At 59.5% G+C, this 19300-nt stretch carries 14 protein-coding genes and 1 riboswitch; of the genes, 2 read left to right on the top strand and 12 right to left on the bottom strand.

The window, feature by feature from the left end; translation table 11 throughout:
• Nucleotides 1–147: 147 nt before the first annotated feature.
• The 8 genes from parC to ACA074_RS02535 all read right to left on the bottom strand — a co-directional run bounded on the left by parC (nt 148) and on the right by ACA074_RS02535 (nt 8815).
• Nucleotides 148–2412, bottom strand: coding sequence for a DNA topoisomerase IV subunit A (parC, locus tag ACA074_RS02570; RefSeq protein ID WP_187677902.1), 2265 nt, complete (start codon nt 2410–2412; stop codon nt 148–150).
• A gap of 7 nt (nt 2413–2419) precedes the next feature.
• On the bottom strand, nt 2420–2944 hold the full coding sequence (locus ACA074_RS02565) for a retropepsin-like aspartic protease family protein (protein WP_497678385.1): 525 nt from the start codon (nt 2942–2944) through the stop codon (nt 2420–2422).
• The gene (locus ACA074_RS02560) at nt 2941–3930 is read right to left on the bottom strand and encodes an esterase-like activity of phytase family protein (protein ID WP_497678384.1); all 990 of its coding nucleotides are present in this window, start codon (nt 3928–3930) and stop codon (nt 2941–2943) included. Before ACA074_RS02560 ends, ACA074_RS02565 begins: the two co-directional genes overlap by 4 nt.
• Nucleotides 3930–5837, bottom strand: a complete 1908-nt coding sequence (gene parE / locus ACA074_RS02555; RefSeq protein ID WP_034151667.1) for a DNA topoisomerase IV subunit B — start codon at nt 5835–5837, stop codon at nt 3930–3932. Before parE ends, ACA074_RS02560 begins: the two co-directional genes overlap by 1 nt.
• Before the next feature lie 41 nt (nt 5838–5878).
• Nucleotides 5879–6487, bottom strand: coding sequence for a YqiA/YcfP family alpha/beta fold hydrolase (locus tag ACA074_RS02550; RefSeq protein WP_489880364.1), 609 nt, complete (start codon nt 6485–6487; stop codon nt 5879–5881).
• Between the two features lie 352 nt (nt 6488–6839).
• Nucleotides 6840–7655, bottom strand: a complete 816-nt coding sequence (cpdA, locus tag ACA074_RS02545; RefSeq protein ID WP_497678383.1) for a 3',5'-cyclic-AMP phosphodiesterase — start codon at nt 7653–7655, stop codon at nt 6840–6842.
• Nucleotides 7656–7754: 99 nt separating this feature from the next.
• Nucleotides 7755–8207, bottom strand: a complete 453-nt coding sequence (locus ACA074_RS02540) for a DUF1249 domain-containing protein (RefSeq protein ID WP_187677907.1) — start codon at nt 8205–8207, stop codon at nt 7755–7757.
• On the bottom strand, nt 8198–8815 hold the full coding sequence (locus ACA074_RS02535) for an NUDIX domain-containing protein (RefSeq protein WP_187677908.1): 618 nt from the start codon (nt 8813–8815) through the stop codon (nt 8198–8200). Before ACA074_RS02535 ends, ACA074_RS02540 begins: the two co-directional genes overlap by 10 nt.
• 227 nt (nt 8816–9042) lie before the next feature.
• Here ACA074_RS02535 and ACA074_RS02530 point away from each other — a divergent pair, with 227 nt between their 5' ends.
• On the top strand, nt 9043–9789 hold the full coding sequence (locus ACA074_RS02530) for an RsiV family protein (RefSeq protein ID WP_401271993.1): 747 nt from the start codon (nt 9043–9045) through the stop codon (nt 9787–9789).
• Here ACA074_RS02530 and cytX read toward each other — a convergent pair.
• On the bottom strand, nt 9758–11050 hold the full coding sequence (cytX, locus tag ACA074_RS02525; RefSeq protein ID WP_497678382.1) for a putative hydroxymethylpyrimidine transporter CytX: 1293 nt from the start codon (nt 11048–11050) through the stop codon (nt 9758–9760). The two genes, ACA074_RS02530 and cytX, sit on opposite strands and share 32 nt — an antisense overlap.
• 199 nt (nt 11051–11249) lie before the next feature.
• The gene (gene thiC / locus ACA074_RS02520; RefSeq protein WP_187677911.1) at nt 11250–13139 is read right to left on the bottom strand and encodes a phosphomethylpyrimidine synthase ThiC; all 1890 of its coding nucleotides are present in this window, start codon (nt 13137–13139) and stop codon (nt 11250–11252) included.
• Between the two features lie 146 nt (nt 13140–13285).
• Nucleotides 13286–13391, bottom strand: a riboswitch (TPP riboswitch).
• A gap of 206 nt (nt 13392–13597) precedes the next feature.
• Here thiC and ACA074_RS02515 point away from each other — a divergent pair.
• Nucleotides 13598–15031 (top strand): TolC family outer membrane protein, encoded by a 1434-nt coding sequence (locus ACA074_RS02515; RefSeq protein WP_187677912.1) that lies wholly within the window; start codon nt 13598–13600, stop codon nt 15029–15031.
• 96 nt (nt 15032–15127) lie between these two features.
• On the opposite strand, the gene ACA074_RS02510 is transcribed toward ACA074_RS02515, so the two are convergent.
• Complete coding sequence (locus ACA074_RS02510) at nt 15128–17881, bottom strand: RHS repeat domain-containing protein (protein WP_497678381.1); 2754 nt, start codon at nt 17879–17881, stop codon at nt 15128–15130.
• Between the two features lie 134 nt (nt 17882–18015).
• Nucleotides 18016–19290 (bottom strand): lipid IV(A) 3-deoxy-D-manno-octulosonic acid transferase, encoded by a 1275-nt coding sequence (gene waaA, locus ACA074_RS02505; protein WP_489880369.1) that lies wholly within the window; start codon nt 19288–19290, stop codon nt 18016–18018.
• Between the last annotated feature and the right edge of the window lie 10 nt (nt 19291–19300).

The raw sequence follows: 19300 nt of genomic DNA, 5'->3' as shown, positions 1-19300 counted from the left end.
AAAATACTCAATAAATATGAAGAACGCTCAGCCACGCCGGCGCTTGAAAGGCCATATCATCCGTGAATATGCGTTCCGACTCCAGCGCCAAAGCGTCGATCTACGCGTTAAATCGTAGATCGAGCGCTCTAGGGGGCGTGTTATCACCTAATTGAGGTTTTCGACGAGCAGCGCATCCACTCGCTGGAAGCCCCTTGGCAGTTTATTGCCGCGACGTCCACGCTCACCTTTGTAGTGTTCGAGGTCGTCGGCTTTCAGCGACAGAGTCCGTTTTCCGGCCTGCAACACCAAGGTCGCGCCTTCCGGAAGCACAGCGATGTCCGTGACATATTCTTCGCGACTGGCCACACGTTCACCGGAAATACCGATGATCTTGTTGCCTTTGCCCTTACCTAATTGTGGCAGATCGCTGATTTTGAAGATCAGCAGGCGACCTTCGGTCGTGACCGAGGCCAGCCAGTTCTGCTCACGATCGGCCACCGGACGCGGCGCGATCACCTTGGCGTTGTTTGGCAGGCTCAACAGGGCTTTACCGGCCTTGTTCTTGGCTTGCAGGTCCTCACCCTTGACCACAAAACCGTAACCGGCGTCAGAGGCGATCACGTAAAGCGCGTCGTCTTCCGGCATCAGCACGCATTCGAAGGATGCGCCCGGTGGCGGCGTCAGACGGCCAGTCAACGGCTCACCCTGGCCACGGGCCGATGGCAAGGTGTGCGCGGCCACCGAATAACTGCGGCCGGTGGAGTCGATAAACACCGCAAACTGGTTCGAGCGCCCCGCTGCCGAGGTCTTGAAGCCGTCGCCGGCCTTGTACGACAGGCCGGTGGCGTCGATATCGTGGCCCTTGGCCGAACGGATCCAGCCTTTTTCCGACAGTACGACAGTCACTTTCTCGTTTGGCAGCAGATCGTGCTCGGTCAACGCTTTGGCTTCGGCGCGCTCGACGATTGGCGAGCGACGGTCGTCGCCATAGGTTTCGGCGTCCTTGATCAACTCGGTGCGCACCAGTTTCTTCAGCTTGGCTTCGCTGCCCAGCAGGGCTTGCAGCTTGGCTTGTTCCTTGAGCAGTTCGTCCTGCTCGTCGCGCAGCTTCATTTCTTCCAGTCGCGCCAATTGACGCAGACGGGTGTCGAGAATGTAGTCGGCCTGGATCTCGCTGAGAGCGAAACGCTCGATCAGTTTGGCTTTCGGGTGTTCCTCGGTACGGATGATGTGGATCACTTCATCCAGGTTGAGGTAGGCGATCAACAAACCGTCCAACAGGTGCAGGCGACGCTCAACCTTGTCGAGGCGGAATTGCAGGCGGCGACGCACGGTCAGCACCCGGAATTCCAGCCATTCGACGAGCAACGCGCGCAGGTTTTTCAGCTGTGGTTTGCCGTCCAGCCCGATGATGTTGACGTTGACCCGGTAGGTCGACTCCAGCTCGGTACTGGCGAACAGGTGCTGCATCAGCGCTTCGTGATCGACGCGGCTGTTGACCGGGATGATAACGATGCGGCACGGGTTTTCGTGGTCGGATTCGTCACGCAGGTCAGCGATCTGCGGGGCTTTCGAGGGTTTTGCCTGCATCAGCGCGGCAATCTGCTCCAGCACTTTGGCTCCGGAGACCTGATGCGGCAGCGCGGTGACGATGATGTCGCCGTCCTCGACGTGGTAAACGGCGCGCATGCGCACCGAGCCCTTGCCGGTTTCGTACATTTTCAGCAGGTCGGCGCGCGGCGTGATGATTTCCGCTTCGGTCGGGTAGTCCGGGCCCTGAATGTGTTCGCAGAGTTGCTCGACCGTGGCTTTCGGCTCATCGAGCAGGCGCACGCACGCAGTCGCGACTTCGCGCAGGTTGTGCGGCGGTACGTCGGTGGCCATGCCCACGGCGATACCGGTAGTGCCGTTGAGCAGGATGTTCGGCAAGCGCGCCGGCAATACCAGCGGCTCCTGCAGGGTGCCGTCGAAGTTAGGGCCCCAATCTGCAGTGCCCTGGCCCAGTTCACTGAGCAGCACTTCGGAATAACGCGACAGCCGCGCTTCGGTGTAACGCATGGCGGCGAAGGACTTGGGATCATCCGGCGCACCCCAGTTACCCTGGCCGTCGACCAGCGTGTAGCGGTAGCTGAATGGCTGGGCCATCAGCACCATCGCTTCGTAGCACGCCGAGTCGCCGTGCGGGTGGAACTTGCCGAGCACGTCACCGACGGTACGCGCCGATTTCTTGTGCTTGGAATCAGCGTCCAGCCCCAGCTCGCTCATGGCGTAGACGATACGCCGCTGTACCGGTTTCAGGCCGTCGCCGATATGCGGCAGAGCACGGTCCATGATCACGTACATGGAGTAGTTGAGGTAGGCACTTTCGGTGAAGTCGGCCAACGATCGGCGTTCTACACCGTCCAGGCTGAGATCAAGGGGGTTGCTCATGCAGGCCTCATCGGTTCGTTGTCTGGCGCAGCAGCATGGTGCCACCGCGCTGAGTAAATTCAAGTTTGTTCAGGGCGCTCATGCCGAGCAGCACCTGATCACCATGCAGCCCCGGCGCCACCAGTGCGCGAACATCCCGCAGCACGATGTCGCCCAGTTGCAGGCGGGCAATTTTTGTCCGATAGCCCTGGCTCAGGCCATTGGCCGTGCTCAGGGTCACACCGAAACCTTCTTCCAGCTTCAAGCGTTTGGCCAGATCCGCCGGGATCGCCACATCGGTCGCGCCGGTGTCGAGCATGAACTCCACCGGCTCACCGTTGATCTGGCCGCTGGCGACAAAATGCCCTTGGGCATTGCTCGCCAGCTTCACTTCAATAAAGCCTTCGCCCTGCTCCGAACTCACGACGACGTTCGGATTCTGCTGGCGTTGTTCCCACTGGCCGAAAAACCGTGTGGCCAGAAAAAGTGCAGCACACCACGCCAGAATCATCAGCACCCGACCGGTGCGTTTACCCGGTGGTTGCTGGCTCATGGCTTGGCGCTCCAGCCACCTTCAGGGGCAGCGAAGCGCCAGATGACCGGCCGGACTTCACCGTCGGCACGCGGACCAAAATTGTTGTCGACGCCGATCCACGCACCTTCAGCGTCAACGATCAGCGCCTCTTCCAATCCGTAGTTCTGTGCGTAACGGCGATTTGCCTGCAACAGTTCGGCGGCATACGACCAGCAACGCTCGACCTTGGCTGTCTGCGTATCACGGCGACAAATCTGGAAAGCGTTGCGTTCCAGGGTAAACAGTTTTCCGTTGAACAACGAAAGGTCGGAAAAGTCCCGATGAACCGCTTTGGCCCTGGGGAACTGCGACGGCTGCATCTCCTTGCCGCCCTCACTGAGCAGCACGCAGCGACCGTCGCAATCCCACACCGTCTGCTGGCGCTTGATCTTCAGCAGGCCACGGCTTTGCCGTTCGGCGGCCAGCCACATCTGATCGCCTGCCGGGTTGATCGCCAGGCCTTCCAAAATCGCGTTGAAATGCAGGAGCATGCCGCTGGCCCGCGCTTCGCGAACCAACATCGGCGAGATCTTCAGCCAGTTGGCCGGGCCGCTGACCGGCACCTGCAAAACGGCTGCATGGGCTTCGCTGACGATATAGCGATTGCCAGCGCTGTCGCAGCTGATGCCTTCGAAATCCAGATCGCCGCCACGGATGAACGATGCCGCCCATGTGCGCGAACTCAGGCCCCAGGGCAAGCCGCTGTCGGGTACTTTCGGCACATCAATGTGCACGGTTTCGGCCTGCCAGACCTGATCAGCAGTGTTGAGCCGGTAGATCTGATCGTCATCGCGATCCGACACCGTCCACAGTTCGGTGCCGCACAAGGCCAGCCCCGACAGGTTGCCGCCGCGCATGCCGTCGACCGGATGCTCGGACAGCACCCGCAGTTCCGGCGCAGGCTCTGCCAACACGGTCATCGAACTCAGCAGCAACACACCCGCCAAGGCCCAGCCAAACCGCATCAGGCCAGCACCTCGGCGAGGTTGCCTTTGGATTCGAGCCAGGTCTTGCGGTCACCGGCGCGTTTCTTCGCCAGCAGCATGTCCATCATTTCCGAGGTTTCGGCGAAATCTTCACCCAGCGTCAGTTGCACCAGACGCCGGGTGTTCGGGTCCATGGTGGTTTCACGCAACTGCGGTGGGTTCATTTCACCCAGGCCTTTGAATCGGGTGACCTGCGGCTTGCCGCGCTTCTTCTCGGCCACCAGACGGTCAAGAATCCCGTCGCGTTCGGCTTCGTCGAGGGCGTAGTAAATCTCTTTGCCAAGGTCGATGCGGTACAGCGGCGGCATTGCGACATAAACGTGGCCGGCATCCACCAGCGGGCGGAAATGCTGGACGAACAAAGCGCAGAGCAGCGTGGCGATGTGCAGACCGTCGGAGTCGGCGTCGGCGAGGATGCAGATCTTGCCGTAGCGCAGTTGGCTCATGTCTGCCGCGCCCGGATCGACACCAATGGCTACGGCAATGTTGTGCACTTCCTGGCTGGCGAGCACTTCGCTGCCGTCGACTTCCCAGGTATTGAGGATCTTGCCGCGCAACGGCAGGATCGCCTGGAACTCTTTGTCCCGCGCTTGCTTGGCGGAACCGCCGGCGGAATCACCTTCGACCAGGAACAGCTCGGAGCGCATCGGGTCCTGCCCGGCGCAGTCGGCCAGTTTGCCCGGCAGTGCCGGCCCCTGGGTGACACGCTTGCGCTCGACTTTCTTGCTCGCCTTGAGACGACGGCCGGCGTTGTTGATCGCCAGTTCCGCCAGCGCCAGACCGGTTTCCGGGTTGGCGTTGAGCCACAGGCTGAACGCGTCCTTGACCACGCCGGAAACGAACGCCGCCGCTTCGCGGGACGACAAGCGCTCTTTGGTCTGGCCGGAGAATTGCGGCTCCTGCATCTTCATCGACAGGACGAAGGCGATGCGCTCCCAGACGTCTTCCGGCGCCAGCTTCACGCCGCGCGGCAGCAGGCTGCGGAATTCGCAGAACTCGCGCATCGCATCCAGCAAACCCTGACGCAAGCCGTTGACGTGGGTACCACCCTGAGCCGTCGGAATCAGGTTGACGTAGCTTTCCTGCACCGCGTCGCCACCTTCCGGCAGCCACAGCAGCGCCCAGTCGACCGCTTCTTTATTGCCGGCGAAAGCGCCGCAGAACGGTTCATCTGGCAGACGTTCGAACTCACTGACTGCGTCGACCAGATAGGAACGCAAGCCGTCTTCGTAATGCCACTCGACTTTCTCGCCAGTGCCTTTGTCTTCGAAGCTGACCAGCAGCCCCGGGCACAGCACAGCCTTGGCCTTGAGCACGTGCTTGAGGCGGCTGATGGAGAATTTCGGTGAATCGAAATACTTCGGATCCGGCGCGAAGTACACGCTGGTGCCAGTGTTGCGCTTGCCGACCGTGCCGACGATTTCCAGCTCCGAGGCCTTGAAGCCGTCGTTGAAGGTCATCTGGTATTCGTTGCCGTCACGTTTTACACGCACCCGGACTTCGGTCGACAAGGCGTTGACCACGGAAATACCTACCCCGTGCAGACCGCCGGAGAACTGGTAGTTCTTGTTGGAAAACTTGCCACCCGCATGGAGCTTGGTGAGGATCAGTTCGACGCCCGACACGCCCTCTTCCGGGTGGATGTCGACCGGCATGCCACGGCCGTCGTCGCTGACTTCCAGCGAGTGGTCGGCGTGCAGGATGACCTGCACCGATCTGGCGTGGCCGGCCAGGGCTTCGTCGACGCTGTTGTCGATGACTTCCTGGGCGAGGTGGTTTGGCCGACTGGTGTCGGTGTACATGCCGGGGCGTTTGCGCACCGGGTCGAGGCCCGAGAGGACTTCGATGGCGTCGGCGTTATAAGAGCTAGCGCTGGGAGTGGCCATAGGGTCTCGTCGTCAGTCATTCATGAAATAGGGGCAAGACATCACAGTGCGGTGAAATCGATTGCCTGATACACATCGGCGCCAATGCCGGCAAAACTCAGCAACGCCGGCAATTGCCCGGCAAAACCTTGAAAACTGTGATCACCGCCAGCCTGAATGCGCAAGGCACAGGCGCGGTAATACTGCTGGGCGAGGCGATAATCCAGTGTTTCATCGCCAGTCTGCAACCATACCTGATAGCGCAGCGCATCCTGGGGCGCCGGCACTTCCAGTTCGGCCAGGGCCGTTACGTGGTCGTGGGTCAATTCCCAGGTTTCATCGGTGTACAGGTTTTTCTGCGTCCCCAGGTAACCGTCGAACATCCGGTGCGGACTGACGGCCGGGTTGACCAGCAGGGCTTTGAGGCCATGGCGCTCGGCCAAGTGAGTCGCATAGTAGCCGCCGAGTGAGCTTCCCACCAGCAGCGGCCGGCCCAGTTCGGCAATCGCTTGCTCCAACTGACCGATGGCTTCGCGCGGATGGTGATGCAGGGCGGGAACACGCAGTTGATCGCTCAAGCCCAGCCGCTCCATCACCGCGACCAGCTGACAGGCCTTTTTCGAGGCCGGGGCGCTGTTGAAACCGTGGATATAGAGGATCGAACCAGACATTTGAGCTCCCTGAGTGTCGGTTTAGGAAAGCGGAGTTTACAGGGAGAAAGCCCCTCACCCTAGCCCTCTCCCGGAGGGAGAGGGGACCGAATGGGGGATATTTCAGAAGTACGCCGACCTGAAAGAGCTTCGCCGAATCCACAATCGACACAATCGCTCAGGTCGATGGATAACGCCAGACACCTCGGTCAGTCCCTCTCTTTCTGAGAGCGAGGGGCTGAATGAGGGATATTCAAGCTTCAGCGAATTCATAATCGACTCGGTATTTCACGTCGGCGTATGACGCCAGACACCTCGGTCGGCCCCCTCTCCCTCCGGGAGAGGGCTGGGGTGAGGGGCTTTTGATTGGCAATCAGTAACCGTTGGAACCGTAATCGACAGTAAATGCGAAGTCTGCAACGCGCTCCACACCGGTTTCCAGCCGCCCATCCGGCAACAGCCGCAACCAGCGATACCCCGGCGCCTGTTCGCCGACCTTGAAGTCTTCACTCCCCGGCTCGAACTGAATGCAGGTCGACGGCGATGCCAACAACCGCACGCCATTGCGTTCGCGGTCGATCTCCTGATGCACATGCCCCCACAACACCGCACGAGCCTGTGGAAAACGATCCAGCACTTCGAAAAACGCCTCGGGATTGCGCAGGCCAATCGGCTCCATCCACGGGCAACCAATCGACACCGGATGATGATGGAAGCACACCAGATGATGGCGCTCGGGCGCTTCGCTCAACGAGCGGGCCAGCAACTGCAATTGATCGTCTTGAAGATATCCCGGCACTGAACCCGGCACAGCCGAGTCGAGCAAGGTCACGCGCCAGTTGCCGACATCGACCACCGACTCCAGCAGCGCACTCTGCACTGCCGCCACCGCCATGATCTGCGGCTCATCGTGATTGCCGGGAATCCAGCGTGCCGGCGCATCGATCTGCCCGCTCATTTCACGAAACTGCTGATACGACTCGAGGGTGCCGTCCTGCGAGATATCGCCGGTGGCCAGCATCAGATCAATCTGCGGCTGCTGCGCCAGCACCAACTCAATGACCTTTTGCAGGCTCTCCCGAGTATTCATACCCAGCAACGTGCCGTCCGCTTCAGCGAACAGATGGCTGTCGGACAACTGCACCAGCAGCGCCGGATCGGCGGTGGTCAACGTGGATACGCTCGGCAAGGCGTTCTCCCAAGGCAAAAGCACGGAATCGGTCAAGTGCCGCAATTATGCTGGGGGATCACTGAAAGGGGAAACCGAGGAACCGGACGCAGTTCACAACTAGCGTACGACTTCGTACTCGTGCCCCAACGCCAGACAATGACTCAGCCATTCCCCCAGGAACAGATTGAGCTGAGCTTTTTCATCGGGCTGATGCATCGCGGCGTTCGGGTAAGGATAGATGCCGCGAAAGCGTCGTGCATGTTCGGCGCTGATCACCTCAGCCATCCGCGCGTCGTGATAAACCTGCACTTCCAGCTGCGGCACCGGCAGCCAAGGCAGGCTGTGTTCCTGACGCACTTGCAGCGTGGTGGTGTACGGGCAGGTTTGCAGCACTTCGAGGGCCAGCACGCCGAGCATCTGCTCGCCCTGGGTCACGGCGATGCGCCGCGCCTCGGGTTCGTTGCGCATGTCCGGCAACAGTCGCATCAGGCGCGCGTAGTTGGCCTCGCAGGCGGCTTGCAGCCCCGCGAGGTCGACTCGATAACGATCGCGCAACTTGTTTACGACCATAACCCCCTCACTTCGGCGCGGTTCAGCGCCAGCCACTGCAAAGCGATGATGCTCGCCGCGTTGGCAATACGTCCATCACGTACGGCTTGCAGGGCATCTTCGAACGCCCAGACCGTGACGCGGATATCTTCGGCCTCTTCCTCTAACCCATGCAGGCCGCCGACGCCATCCGTGCTGCAACGCCCCAGATACAAATGCACGAACTCGTTGCTGCCGCCCGGCGACGGGAAATATTTGGTCATCGGCCACAGGGCCTTGATGTCCAGCCCAGCTTCCTCCTGCGCCTCGCGGTGAGCAACTTCTTCCGGCTCTTCGTCCTTATCGATCAGACCGGCGACCAGTTCGACCAGCCAGGGATTGTCAGCCTTGCCCATGGCGCCGACGCGAAACTGCTCGATCAGTACCACTTCGTCACGCTGCGGATCGTAAGGCAACATGCACACGGCATCGTGGCGCACGAACACTTCGCGGTTGATTTCGCGGCTCATGCCGCCAGCAAACAACTCATGGCGCAGGTGCACGCGGTCGAGTTTGTAAAAACCCTCGTAGCATTTTTCACGCCGCACGATATCGACGGCGGTCGGAATGGCGTTGGCAAAGTCAGTCATGAGCATCCTCTTTACTGCAAATCCGTTACGAGGTTCCTATTTGTTACTTGCAACCTCGACTTCGCGCCATCCTAACGCGCCCGCACCGATTGATGCAGCCCCTTTACCGTCAGCGGGATGGACGGTGGAGGCGAAACCCACTCTAATTAGCTTAGTGGCGAACTGACTGCTTCGTTGAGAGTCGAAGCGGTAACTTTTTGCCTTCCCCTGTTTCAGAAAGGACGCCCATGTCGCTTTTCAAAATTGCCTCCGTGGCCGCCATCGCCCTGACCCTGGGCGCGTGTGCGAGCCTGTTCCAGCCCAACTACCGTACGCCGCTGGAAACCACCCGCGATGCGTCGGAGCAGCTGAAAACCGGCTGCTCCAACCCTGACTGCCCACTGGTGAACATCGACACCCTGCGCTTCCCGGCAGAACCTGCTCTGGATGGCATCATCGAAAAACGCCTGCTGCAAATGACCCGCACCGAGGCGAACGCACCCGTGGCGCCGACGCTGGCGGCCTATCGCGAGCAGTTTCTGGCCAATGCCGGTCCGCGCAACAGCAGCTATCTGCAAGCGAAAGTACGCGAGCAGCATGACGGCTTGGTGATCATCGAATTGTCGAGCTACCTCGACACCGGCGGCGCCCACGGCACACCGGGTCGTGGCTTCATCAACTATTCGCGCCAGCAGCACAAAGTGCTGAACCTGTCCGACATGTTGATGCCGGGTCAGGAAGACGCATTCTGGAAGGCAGCGCAGGTTGCGCATAACAGCTGGTTGATCAGCACCAAGCTCGATCAGGAAGCGGAGTTCGTTTCGAGCTGGCCGTTCAAGAAAACCCCGAACGTGGCACTGACCTACGGCGCGGTGATCCTCAAGTACGAAGTGAGCACCATCGCGCCTTACGCGCTGGGCCACGTCGAACTGAAGATTCCTTACCCGCGCCTGAACGGCATTCTCAAGCCCGAGCTGTTTCCCGGCCGTAACTGAAGGCACGACCGAGCACAAACTGCAGCAGCCCTGCCAGCACCAGCGCCGGCAGGGTTGCGCCGATGTCCGGATACAGATTCGCCAGCAAGTGGTAGGTGCTGACGCCACCCAGCCACGCCAACAGTGCCGGCCAGCGCAATGCGGCTGATGCGACCTGACCGCTGCGTTTACGCAGAATGAAGTGATCCACCAGCACCACGCCGAACAGCGGCGCAAACACCGAACCGATCAGCAGCAGGAAGTTCTGGTACTGCGCCAACGGCGCCAGCAGTGCGATCAGCGTGCAGATCACGCCGATGGCCAAGGCCAGATGCTCGACTTTCAGGCGCAACAGAATCCCGCTGGACACCGCCGCCGAGTGTATATCGGCAAAAGCGTTTTCCGACTCGTCGAGCAGAATCAGCAGCAGCGGAATACCCAGACCGGCACCGGCCAGGGCCAGCAGCAGCGCATTGACCTCACCGCTCGGCGCAAACGCCAGGGTGTACGCCACGCCAAGGCTCATCAGCCAGAAGTTGCCGATAAAGAAACCGACCGCAGTACCACCGAACACATTCTTCGCCCGTTTGCCAAATCGCGAATAGTCGGCGATCAGCGGCAGCCACGACAGCGGCATCGCGATAGCAATGTCGAAGCCCACGGCAAATGGCATCGAACCATCACCGGCACGCGCCCACAGAGCAGCCAGATCAGCCTTGGCGAACAGGTTCCAGGTCAGCCAGAGGCATGCCGCCAACAGCAACCAGATGCCCCATTTGCGCAGGATCTGCCGGACGAACGTCAGCGGGCCGCTTACAGCGAGCAAAGTGGCCAGCGCGCCGAAGAACAGCGTCCACAACACCGGGTTCGACCACAGCGAACCTTCGCTGAACGCGCGCGTGCCAAGCAGGCTGGCGGCATCGCGCATGACGATGATTTCGAAGGAGCCCCAACCGATCAGTTGCAGCAGATTGAGCAGCGCCGGCAGGCTTGCGCCTCTGCTGCCGAGGCTGAGTTTGAGCGCGGCCATCGACGACAGGCCGGTGTCGCTGCCGATCACGCCGACGGCGGCCAGCAGTAAAACGCCGACCAGCGTGCCGAGGAAAATCGCCAGCAGCGAACCGGACAGGCCCAGACCCGGCGCCAGCAGCGCACCGGTCTGTAGCACCATCAGGCCGATACCGAGAGAGAACCACAGGGAAAACAGATCACGACCGCCGAACACACGCTTGTCGGCGGGTATGGCGAGGTCGGGGGAATACGTGCCGGGTTGAATGCTCAAGGGTGTTATCTCAGAGGGACATTTGTTGTTGTGTTGATCAAGCTGCCCTCTTGTGGCGAGGGGATTTATCCCCGATCGACTGCGCAGCAGTCGCAACTTTGAGAACCGGGTCTTTCAGACGTACCGCATTCTCAGATTTTGGGGCTGCTTCGCAACCCATCGGGGATAAATCCCCTCACCACAAAAGACCAGCTAGGGATCAGACTTTTTTGTACAGCTGACTGCCTTCCTTCTTGAACCGCTCGGCCTGTTCCGCCAGGCCTTGGGCGACGTCCACGTCGACCGCGTCGATCCGCTGGTTGGCCGCGTATTCGCGGACTTCCTGAGTGATCTTCATCGAGCAGAATTTAGGCCCGCACATCGAACAGAAATGCGCGACCTTGGCCGAGTCCTTCGGCAGGGTTTCATCGTGATACGAACGGGCGGTGTCCGGGTCCAGACCGAGGTTGAACTGGTCTTCCCAGCGGAACTCGAAACGCGCCTTGCTCAAGGCGTTGTCGCGGATCTGCGCGCCCGGGTGACCTTTGGCCAAATCCGCTGCGTGAGCGGCGATCTTGTAGGTGATGATCCCGGTCTTCACGTCATCCTTGTTCGGCAGACCCAAGTGTTCCTTCGGCGTCACGTAGCAGAGCATGGCGCAACCGAACCAGCCGATCATCGCCGCACCGATGCCGGAAGTGATGTGGTCATAGCCCGGCGCGATGTCAGTGGTCAGCGGGCCGAGGGTGTAGAACGGCGCCTCGTCGCAGCACTCCAGCTGCTTGTCCATGTTCTCTTTGATCAACTGCATCGGCACGTGGCCCGGGCCTTCGATCATGCACTGCACGTCGTGCTTCCAGGCGATTTTGGTCAGCTCGCCGAGGGTTTCCAGTTCGCCGAACTGCGCTTCGTCGTTGGCGTCGGCAATCGACCCCGGACGCAGACCATCGCCCAGCGAGAAGCTGACGTCGTAGGCCTTCATGATTTCGCAGATTTCATCGAAGTGGGTGTAGAGGAAGTTCTCTTTGTGGTGCGCCAGGCACCACTTGGCCATGATCGAGCCGCCACGGGAAACAATGCCGGTCACGCGTTTGGCGGTCAGCGGCACGTAGCGCAACAACACGCCAGCGTGGATGGTGAAGTAGTCGACGCCCTGCTCCGCCTGCTCGATCAGCGTGTCGCGGAACAGCTCCCAGGTCAGGTCTTCAGCAGCGCCGCCGACTTTTTCCAGAGCTTGGTAAATCGGCACGGTACCGATCGGCACTGGCGAGTTGCGGATGATCCACTCGCGGGTTTCGTGAATGTGTTTGCCGGTGGACAAGTCCATGACCGTGTCCGAACCCCAGCGAATGCCCCAGGTCAGTTTCGCCACTTCTTCTTCGATGGACGAACCCAGTGCGCTGTTGCCGATGTTGCCGTTGATCTTCACCAGGAAGTTACGGCCGATGATCATCGGTTCCAGTTCGGTGTGGTTGATGTTGGCCGGAATGATCGCGCGGCCACGGGCAATTTCTTCACGGACGAATTCAGGGGTGATGATTTTCGGCACGCTGGCGCCGAAGCTGTGCCCGGCGTGTTGCTGGTCCAGCAGCCCGGCGGCGCGAGCCACTTCGAGCTTCATGTTTTCGCGGATGGCGACGTATTCCATCTCGGCGGTAATGATGCCCTTGCGTGCATAGTGCATTTGGCTGACGTTGGCCCCTGCCTTGGCGCGGCGCGGGTTGTTGACGTGGGCGAAACGCAGCTTGGTCAGCTCGGCGTCAGCCAGGCGTTCCTGGCCAAAATTGGAACTCAAGCCAGGCAGGCGCTCGGTATCACCACGGGATTCGATCCACGCCGAGCGCACATCGCCCAAGCCTTTGCGCACGTCGATGATGACGTTGGGATCGGTGTACGGGCCTGAGGTGTCGTACACGACGACCGGCGCGTTGATCTCGCCGCCGAAGTCGGTCGGGGTCACGTCGAGGCTGATTTCGCGCATCGGCACGAGGATGTCCGGGCGAGAACCCTGAACGTAGACTTTTTGCGAACGGGTGAACGGCTTGACCGATTGTTCGTCGACCTTGGCCGAATCGCTCAGGTTGATCGCGTTTTTAGATTTTGTAGTCATCACGGGCTCTCCAGACAGCATCCAGGCAGTGGATTGTCGGAGCAGAACCTGAAAGGCACGGACGCACCAGGACTGGTGCTGTGCATCGTCGTCGAGCGTTCGATTGTCGAACAATTTCCCGGACGAAGCACAAGAGGACTCGCCGGGTGACGAGAAATCTTGTTCCCTACGCAGGCGCTAACCTGATCAGGTTCAACGGGATCCGAAATTATTCGATCTCAGCCTCATAGCAAGGCACCCCGACAAGAACCCGGCCAGTCTAGACACAACCGGCAAAGAACGCCAACACCGCGGCAAACACCATGATGAATGGCGCAATTGGCAGGACGTGCAGGATTGTTGCCGCTTCAATGCGCAACTACACTCGCCTTGCCCCGCTGCGCCTTGACGCTGCAGGGGCTGCGCCGTAGCCTTGGCGCGCACATTATTTCCATAATATTCATGCTAGGGATCGCCTCATGCTGCGCAAACTTTCACTGGCTCTTGCCGTGTCTTGTGCGTCCAACGCAATGGCCTGGGCAGCAGAAGCGCCCTTGTCGAGCAAAACCGATCTGGTCAGCGTCTATCAGGAAGCGGTCGACAACAACGCCGATCTGGCCGCCGCCCGCGCCCAGTATGGCGCGCAGAAAGAAGTGGTGCCGCAGGCCCGCGCCGGCTTGCTGCCGAACCTGTCCGGCGGCGCCGAAGTCGCCGACGTACGCACCTCGATCGACCAGCCTTCGGCCATTGCCAACCGCAGTGCGCATTCCTATCAGGCAACCCTTGCCCAACCGCTGTTCCGCGCCGATCGCTGGTTCCAGTTCCAGGCCGCCAAAGACGTCAATGAGCAAGCCGCGTTGCAACTGTCGGCTACCGAGCAGAACCTGATCCTGCAATCGGCCGAAAGCTACTTCAACGTGCTGCGCAGCCAGGACAATCTAGCCTCGACCAAAGCTGAAGAAGCGGCGTTCAAGCGTCAGCTCGACCAGTCCAACGAGCGCTTTGACGTCGGCCTGTCGGACAAGACCGATGTGCTGCAATCGCAAGCCAGTTACGACACCGCGCGGGCCAACCGGATCGTCGCGCAGCGTCAGGTTGATGATGCGTTCGAAGCGCTGATCACCCTGACCAACCGTCAGTACAACGCGATTCAGGGCATCGTGCACACGCTGCCGATCCTGCCGCCGGCACCGAACGACGCCAAGGCCTGGGTCGACACCGCAGCAAAACAGAACCTCAATCTGCTGGCTAGCAACTATGCCGTCAGCTCGGCCGAACAGACCTTGAAGCAGCGCAAGGCCGGCCACTTGCCGACCCTCGACGCCGTGGCCAAATACGAAAAGGGTGACAACGACGCCCTCGGTTTCGCCAACCCGAACGCCTTCGGCACGCCCTACCGTGGCAACGTCGAACAGAGCACGCTGGGACTGCAACTGAACATCCCGATCTACAGCGGCGGGCTGACCAGCTCGCAGGTGCGCGAGTCCTACTCGCGCCTCGATCAAACCGAACAGCAGCGCGAAGGCCTGCGTCGGCAAGTGGTGGAAAACACCCGCAACCTGCACCGCGCGGTGAACACCGACGTCGAACAGGTGCAGGCGCGCCGCCAGTCGATCATCTCCAACCAGAGCGCGGTGGAAGCCACGGAAATCGGCTATCAGGTGGGTACCCGCAACATCGTCGACGTACTCGATGCGCAGCGTCAGCTGTACTCTTCGGTGCGCAATTACAACAATACCCGCTACGACTACATCCTCGACAACCTGCGCTTGAAGCAAGCCGCCGGCACGTTGAACCCGGGCGACTTGCAGGATCTGGCGCGTTATCTGAAAGCCGATTACAACCCGGACAAAGACTTCCTGCCGCCGGATCTGGCCAAGGCTGCCGAGGCGCAGCTCAGGGCGCGGCCTTAAGCTAAAGCAAAAGATCGCAGTCTGCGGTTGTTCCTACAGGATTTACCTGTAGGAACAACCGCAGACTTGAGATCACACCGAGCGAAGGACGAGTGATCAGTTGTTATTGCTTTTGGACAACGTAGAGGCAGACCAAATCGACTTCACCAAAAGTGCATAAGAGTCAGCATTAAACAGCAGAGTCTTTTGCAAGAAACCGGGATCGGTATTCAGTTTGCTTGTAACAGCACTCACTTGCATGTCACCAAAAAAATCTTTCCGTGCGTCATCAGTCAGCTTTTCCATCGCCACTGAAGCCAGATATTCATTCGCCTTCCCGCTGGAAATCCGATCAACCATAGAGTTCGAAGGGCCAGCATGCTCATCGCTTAAATCTGACTCCAGCGCGTAGTACATGAAATCATGAGTCGGATTTTCAAGGCGATGCGATGCCTCATGAACGATCATCGTCATCATGTTTATCGGAGATGAATCGAACGCCTCAGAGCTTAAAAATATTCGTTTTGCAGGGTCTTCAGGATGTGTATTTGCTTCACTTGGCAAGATTTGACTCTTTGTCGACCACACCAATCGTTCAGACCGCCTTCCAGCATATTTGTCTACCGTTTCCTTGAGTGGAACAAGCACTTCCAATAGTTTCTGCCGTAGCGCCTGCGGACTGGTGTGAGTACCAAAAATTCTCGACGTGAAGTTTTTGTATACCTCGTCGACATCGCCATCCTTTAATACTCGGATCGTCTCTGCGGTCGCCTTGGGAATCATTTCTAACGCTTTCTCCAAACGTTGACCTTTGTCCGGCGCCTGTTTCTTGATTTCCTTTAAGCCTCTGGCAACGATGTCGCTTCCCCATGCAGCTCTCTGCTTTTCTATGGCATCGCCCTTGCCCTTGTATTTCGCCAGCCCTGACGCATCTTGATAAGTGGCGGGATTATTAGCGCAAAACAGGTAGACATTCAGCCCATCTATGTCTTTCGCGGGATCTGCTGCTATCCAGCGCTGTAACCACGGTGCGTAATAACGATAACCGTAGTAATAGAGTCCCGTCGCATCCCGTTCCTTTCCTGAATAGCGAATGGTTTTGTACTGCGCCACCAATGCGCTTCGTCCCGCCCAGCACGCCGTTCCGCCAAAGGCGTAATAGTGCTCCTGCGTCAGCACAGAGGCAGTGTGGTCCAGCTCCAGAGAGCTGGAGCCAAGATGATCGTTGAGGCTGTAGCGCAATTGATCGCTTTCCGCGCCGAGAGGCCAGTGCAGCGCGCGTACCTGGCTTCGTCCAGCCTCGACGCTAACGACATGGCGTTCTACGCCATCTCTCTCACGGTGGATTTCCACTCCCGGGAGGTAACGGACTTCAGGGCGCAGCGTGCGGCCGTTGCTTCGGATGATTCTTGTTTTACGTATCCGGTGACCGGGGTGATCGTAGACATAGCACTCATCATCGTCAGGCTCGCCTTCGCGGTTGACCAACGTCACCTTGCGCAAAAGATTGCGACAGTCCCAGCTCATGACTTGGCCACGCAGCAGTTCCCGCTGGTTGCCGCAGGCATCGAAGCCCGAAGCAATGTCGGATTCTCCGGGCAAAGATCCATCATCGCGTTGAGCGAGGCTGCGATTACTGCGGGACGAGGTAAACATCGAAAAACCGGGCCTGCCACTGTGGTGGCGAGCAAGCATGTTACCGGCCCGATCATAATCAAAACGCCGGGTGTAGTTACGTCGCTGGTTGGGGTCCAGAGGCAGCGGCAATAACCCCGGCAAACCCGGACCATGGTTTGGCTGACTGACTTCCCAGCCTCGGACTTCAACCAATTGATTGAGACTGTCGTAACGGTAGCGGGTAATCGGCTCAATGCGTTGATTGTTGAAATGGCTGACGGTCTGGGACTTGTCTTCCATCTCGATGACATTACCCATCGCGTCGTAAACGTAGTTCAGGTCCTGCAAGGGTTTGTGGTTGCCAACTGTGGCAACCAGCCTGATCAGGCTACCGTCATCGGCTGCGTACTCGGCTCGGCTTATCACGCCATTGCCAGCAGTTTCACTTTCAATCTGGCCCTGTGCGTTATAGCGGACGTCGCCGACCAATTGCTGTGGTTGCCGGTTTTCACCTGCCCGTAGCAGCCAGGTTTCAAGTAACTGGCCTGAGACGTCGTAACCAAAGGTTCGAACATTACCCATGGCATCAGTTTGGCGATGTATTTCGCCCGCTGGGCTGAGTGTGTGGCGTGTGACGAATGCCTGAGTCTCCAGGCACTCCTCTTTGGCGTTTGTTTCAAGTGGCCAGTCGGGCGTTTCGAGATTGATGAGAAAACGCCTGCTTTCAACTAGCACACCACCGGCAAGACCATACTCATCGACAGTTAGAGAGCCAGCGGGATCATCATGGCGAATCAAACGGCCGCATTGATTGTGCTCATCAGCAGAAACACCGTAGATCAGCCGCTCAACCACTTTCGGCGACTCATCAATCGCCTGTTCCGTAATCGCAACCGTGCGCTGCTGATTGTCATACTCGAATTGGCGCTGACTGCCCCGGCCATCCCAAAGTAAATGCGGCGAGCCGGCGTGATTCAACAGACTCAATTGCCAACCCGCATCGACACTGTCAGCCAATAAAACCTGAGCGCTCAAACCATAAGCTGTCGCCATGTTTGACTTCGGTGCTGTTCCCCACAATCGCGGATCCCACGCGGCCACCTGCCGTCCCGCCCCATCGAACACTTGCCGGGTAATGCGCGGCTCAATGTCCGGCGTATCGGGATGCAGGTAATAACCCACGCTGCGGATCACCAGTTTGCGGGGGTCCAGGACAGACAGCGTCGGTGTGGTGGTTGAATACTGTACGTTCATGACTACGACGGTCCCTCTCACTTGAGGGAAAGACTGAACGCTTTCTTGCAGGTCCGATACTGTAAGAACTAACAGGTGCAGTACGGGCATCACTGTGTTGCGCCCTAGCTGATTTTGCCCCTTTCTGCGCGGGGCTAAGGGATCAACCTGCCCAACCCATCCAGCAATCGCTGCAAAGCGCCCTGATTGCGGCGCATCACCGCCAGCCCAGCCTCAGCCATGCGCTGCGCATCACGTGGCAGTTCGAACAAGCGCTGCACTTCCACCGCCAGCCCTTCAGCATCATCCACCTCGACCAGCGCCCCGGCTTCGCGCAATTGCGCGGCGATGTCGAGGAAGTTAAACAGGTGCGGGCCGCTGAGCACCGGTTTCGCCAGGGCTGCCGGTTCCAGCAGGTTGTGCCCGCCGTTCGGCACCAGACTGCCACCGACAAAAGCACTGTCCGCCAAGGCATACAGAAACAGCAATTCGCCCATGGTGTCGCCGAGCAGAACAGATGTTTCGGCCGCAACGTTAGCGCCGGTCGAACGGCGCACGGTGGCAAACCCTTCGCGCTGACACAGTTCGAACACCGAGTTGAACCGCTCCGGATGACGCGGCACCAGAATCAACAGCGCATTCGGGTAGTTGGTCAGCAGTCGACGATGGGCATTCAGCACCACTTCGTCCTCACCTTCGTGGGTGCTCGCGGCGATCCATACCGGACGCTCCTGCGCCTGCCATTGGCCACGCAGTTCAGCGGCGCGTTGCAGCAGTTGCGGGTCGATGGTCAGGTCGAACTTGATCGAGCCGGTGACTTCGACAGTCTCAGAACGTGCGCCGAGATCGCGGAAACGCTGCGCTTCGGTTTCGGTCTGCACGGCGAAAAAACTCATCTCGGCAAGCATCGGCGCGGTCAGTTTGCTGAAGCGGCCGTAGCCCTTGGCTGAGCGTTCGGACAATCGACCGTTGGCCAGCGCCACCGGAATGCCGCGCTTGGCACATTGGTGAATGTGGTTGGGCCAGAGCTCGGTTTCCATGATCACCGCGAGCTTCGGCTGCACGCGATCAAGAAACCGCGCCGCCGCGCACGGCAAGTCGTACGGCAGGTAGCAATGCTGGATGCGCGGCTCGTTGGCGAACAGTGCGTGAATGCGTTCCGAGCCGGTTGGGGTCATGCAGGTCACGGTGATCGGCAGCTGTGGATAACGTTGCAGCAAGGCGCGAATCATCGGCGCCGCGGCAATGCTTTCGCCCACCGATACCGCATGTACCCAGATGCCGCCGGGTTGCAGTGTCGGCATGCCATAAGTGAAACGTTCGCCAATCCGTTTGGCATACGCCGGCGCCTTGCGCGCCCGCAGCCACAGCCGAATCGCCACCAATGGCAGCCCCAGGTAAAACAGCGCGGTGTAGAGAGTTCTATTCATGGCGCCGGAG

Source organism: Pseudomonas sp. LBUM1655 (genome assembly GCF_059716085.1).
Note: the sequence above shows the minus strand (reverse complement) of the source record. Positions and strands in the feature narration are given on the sequence as shown.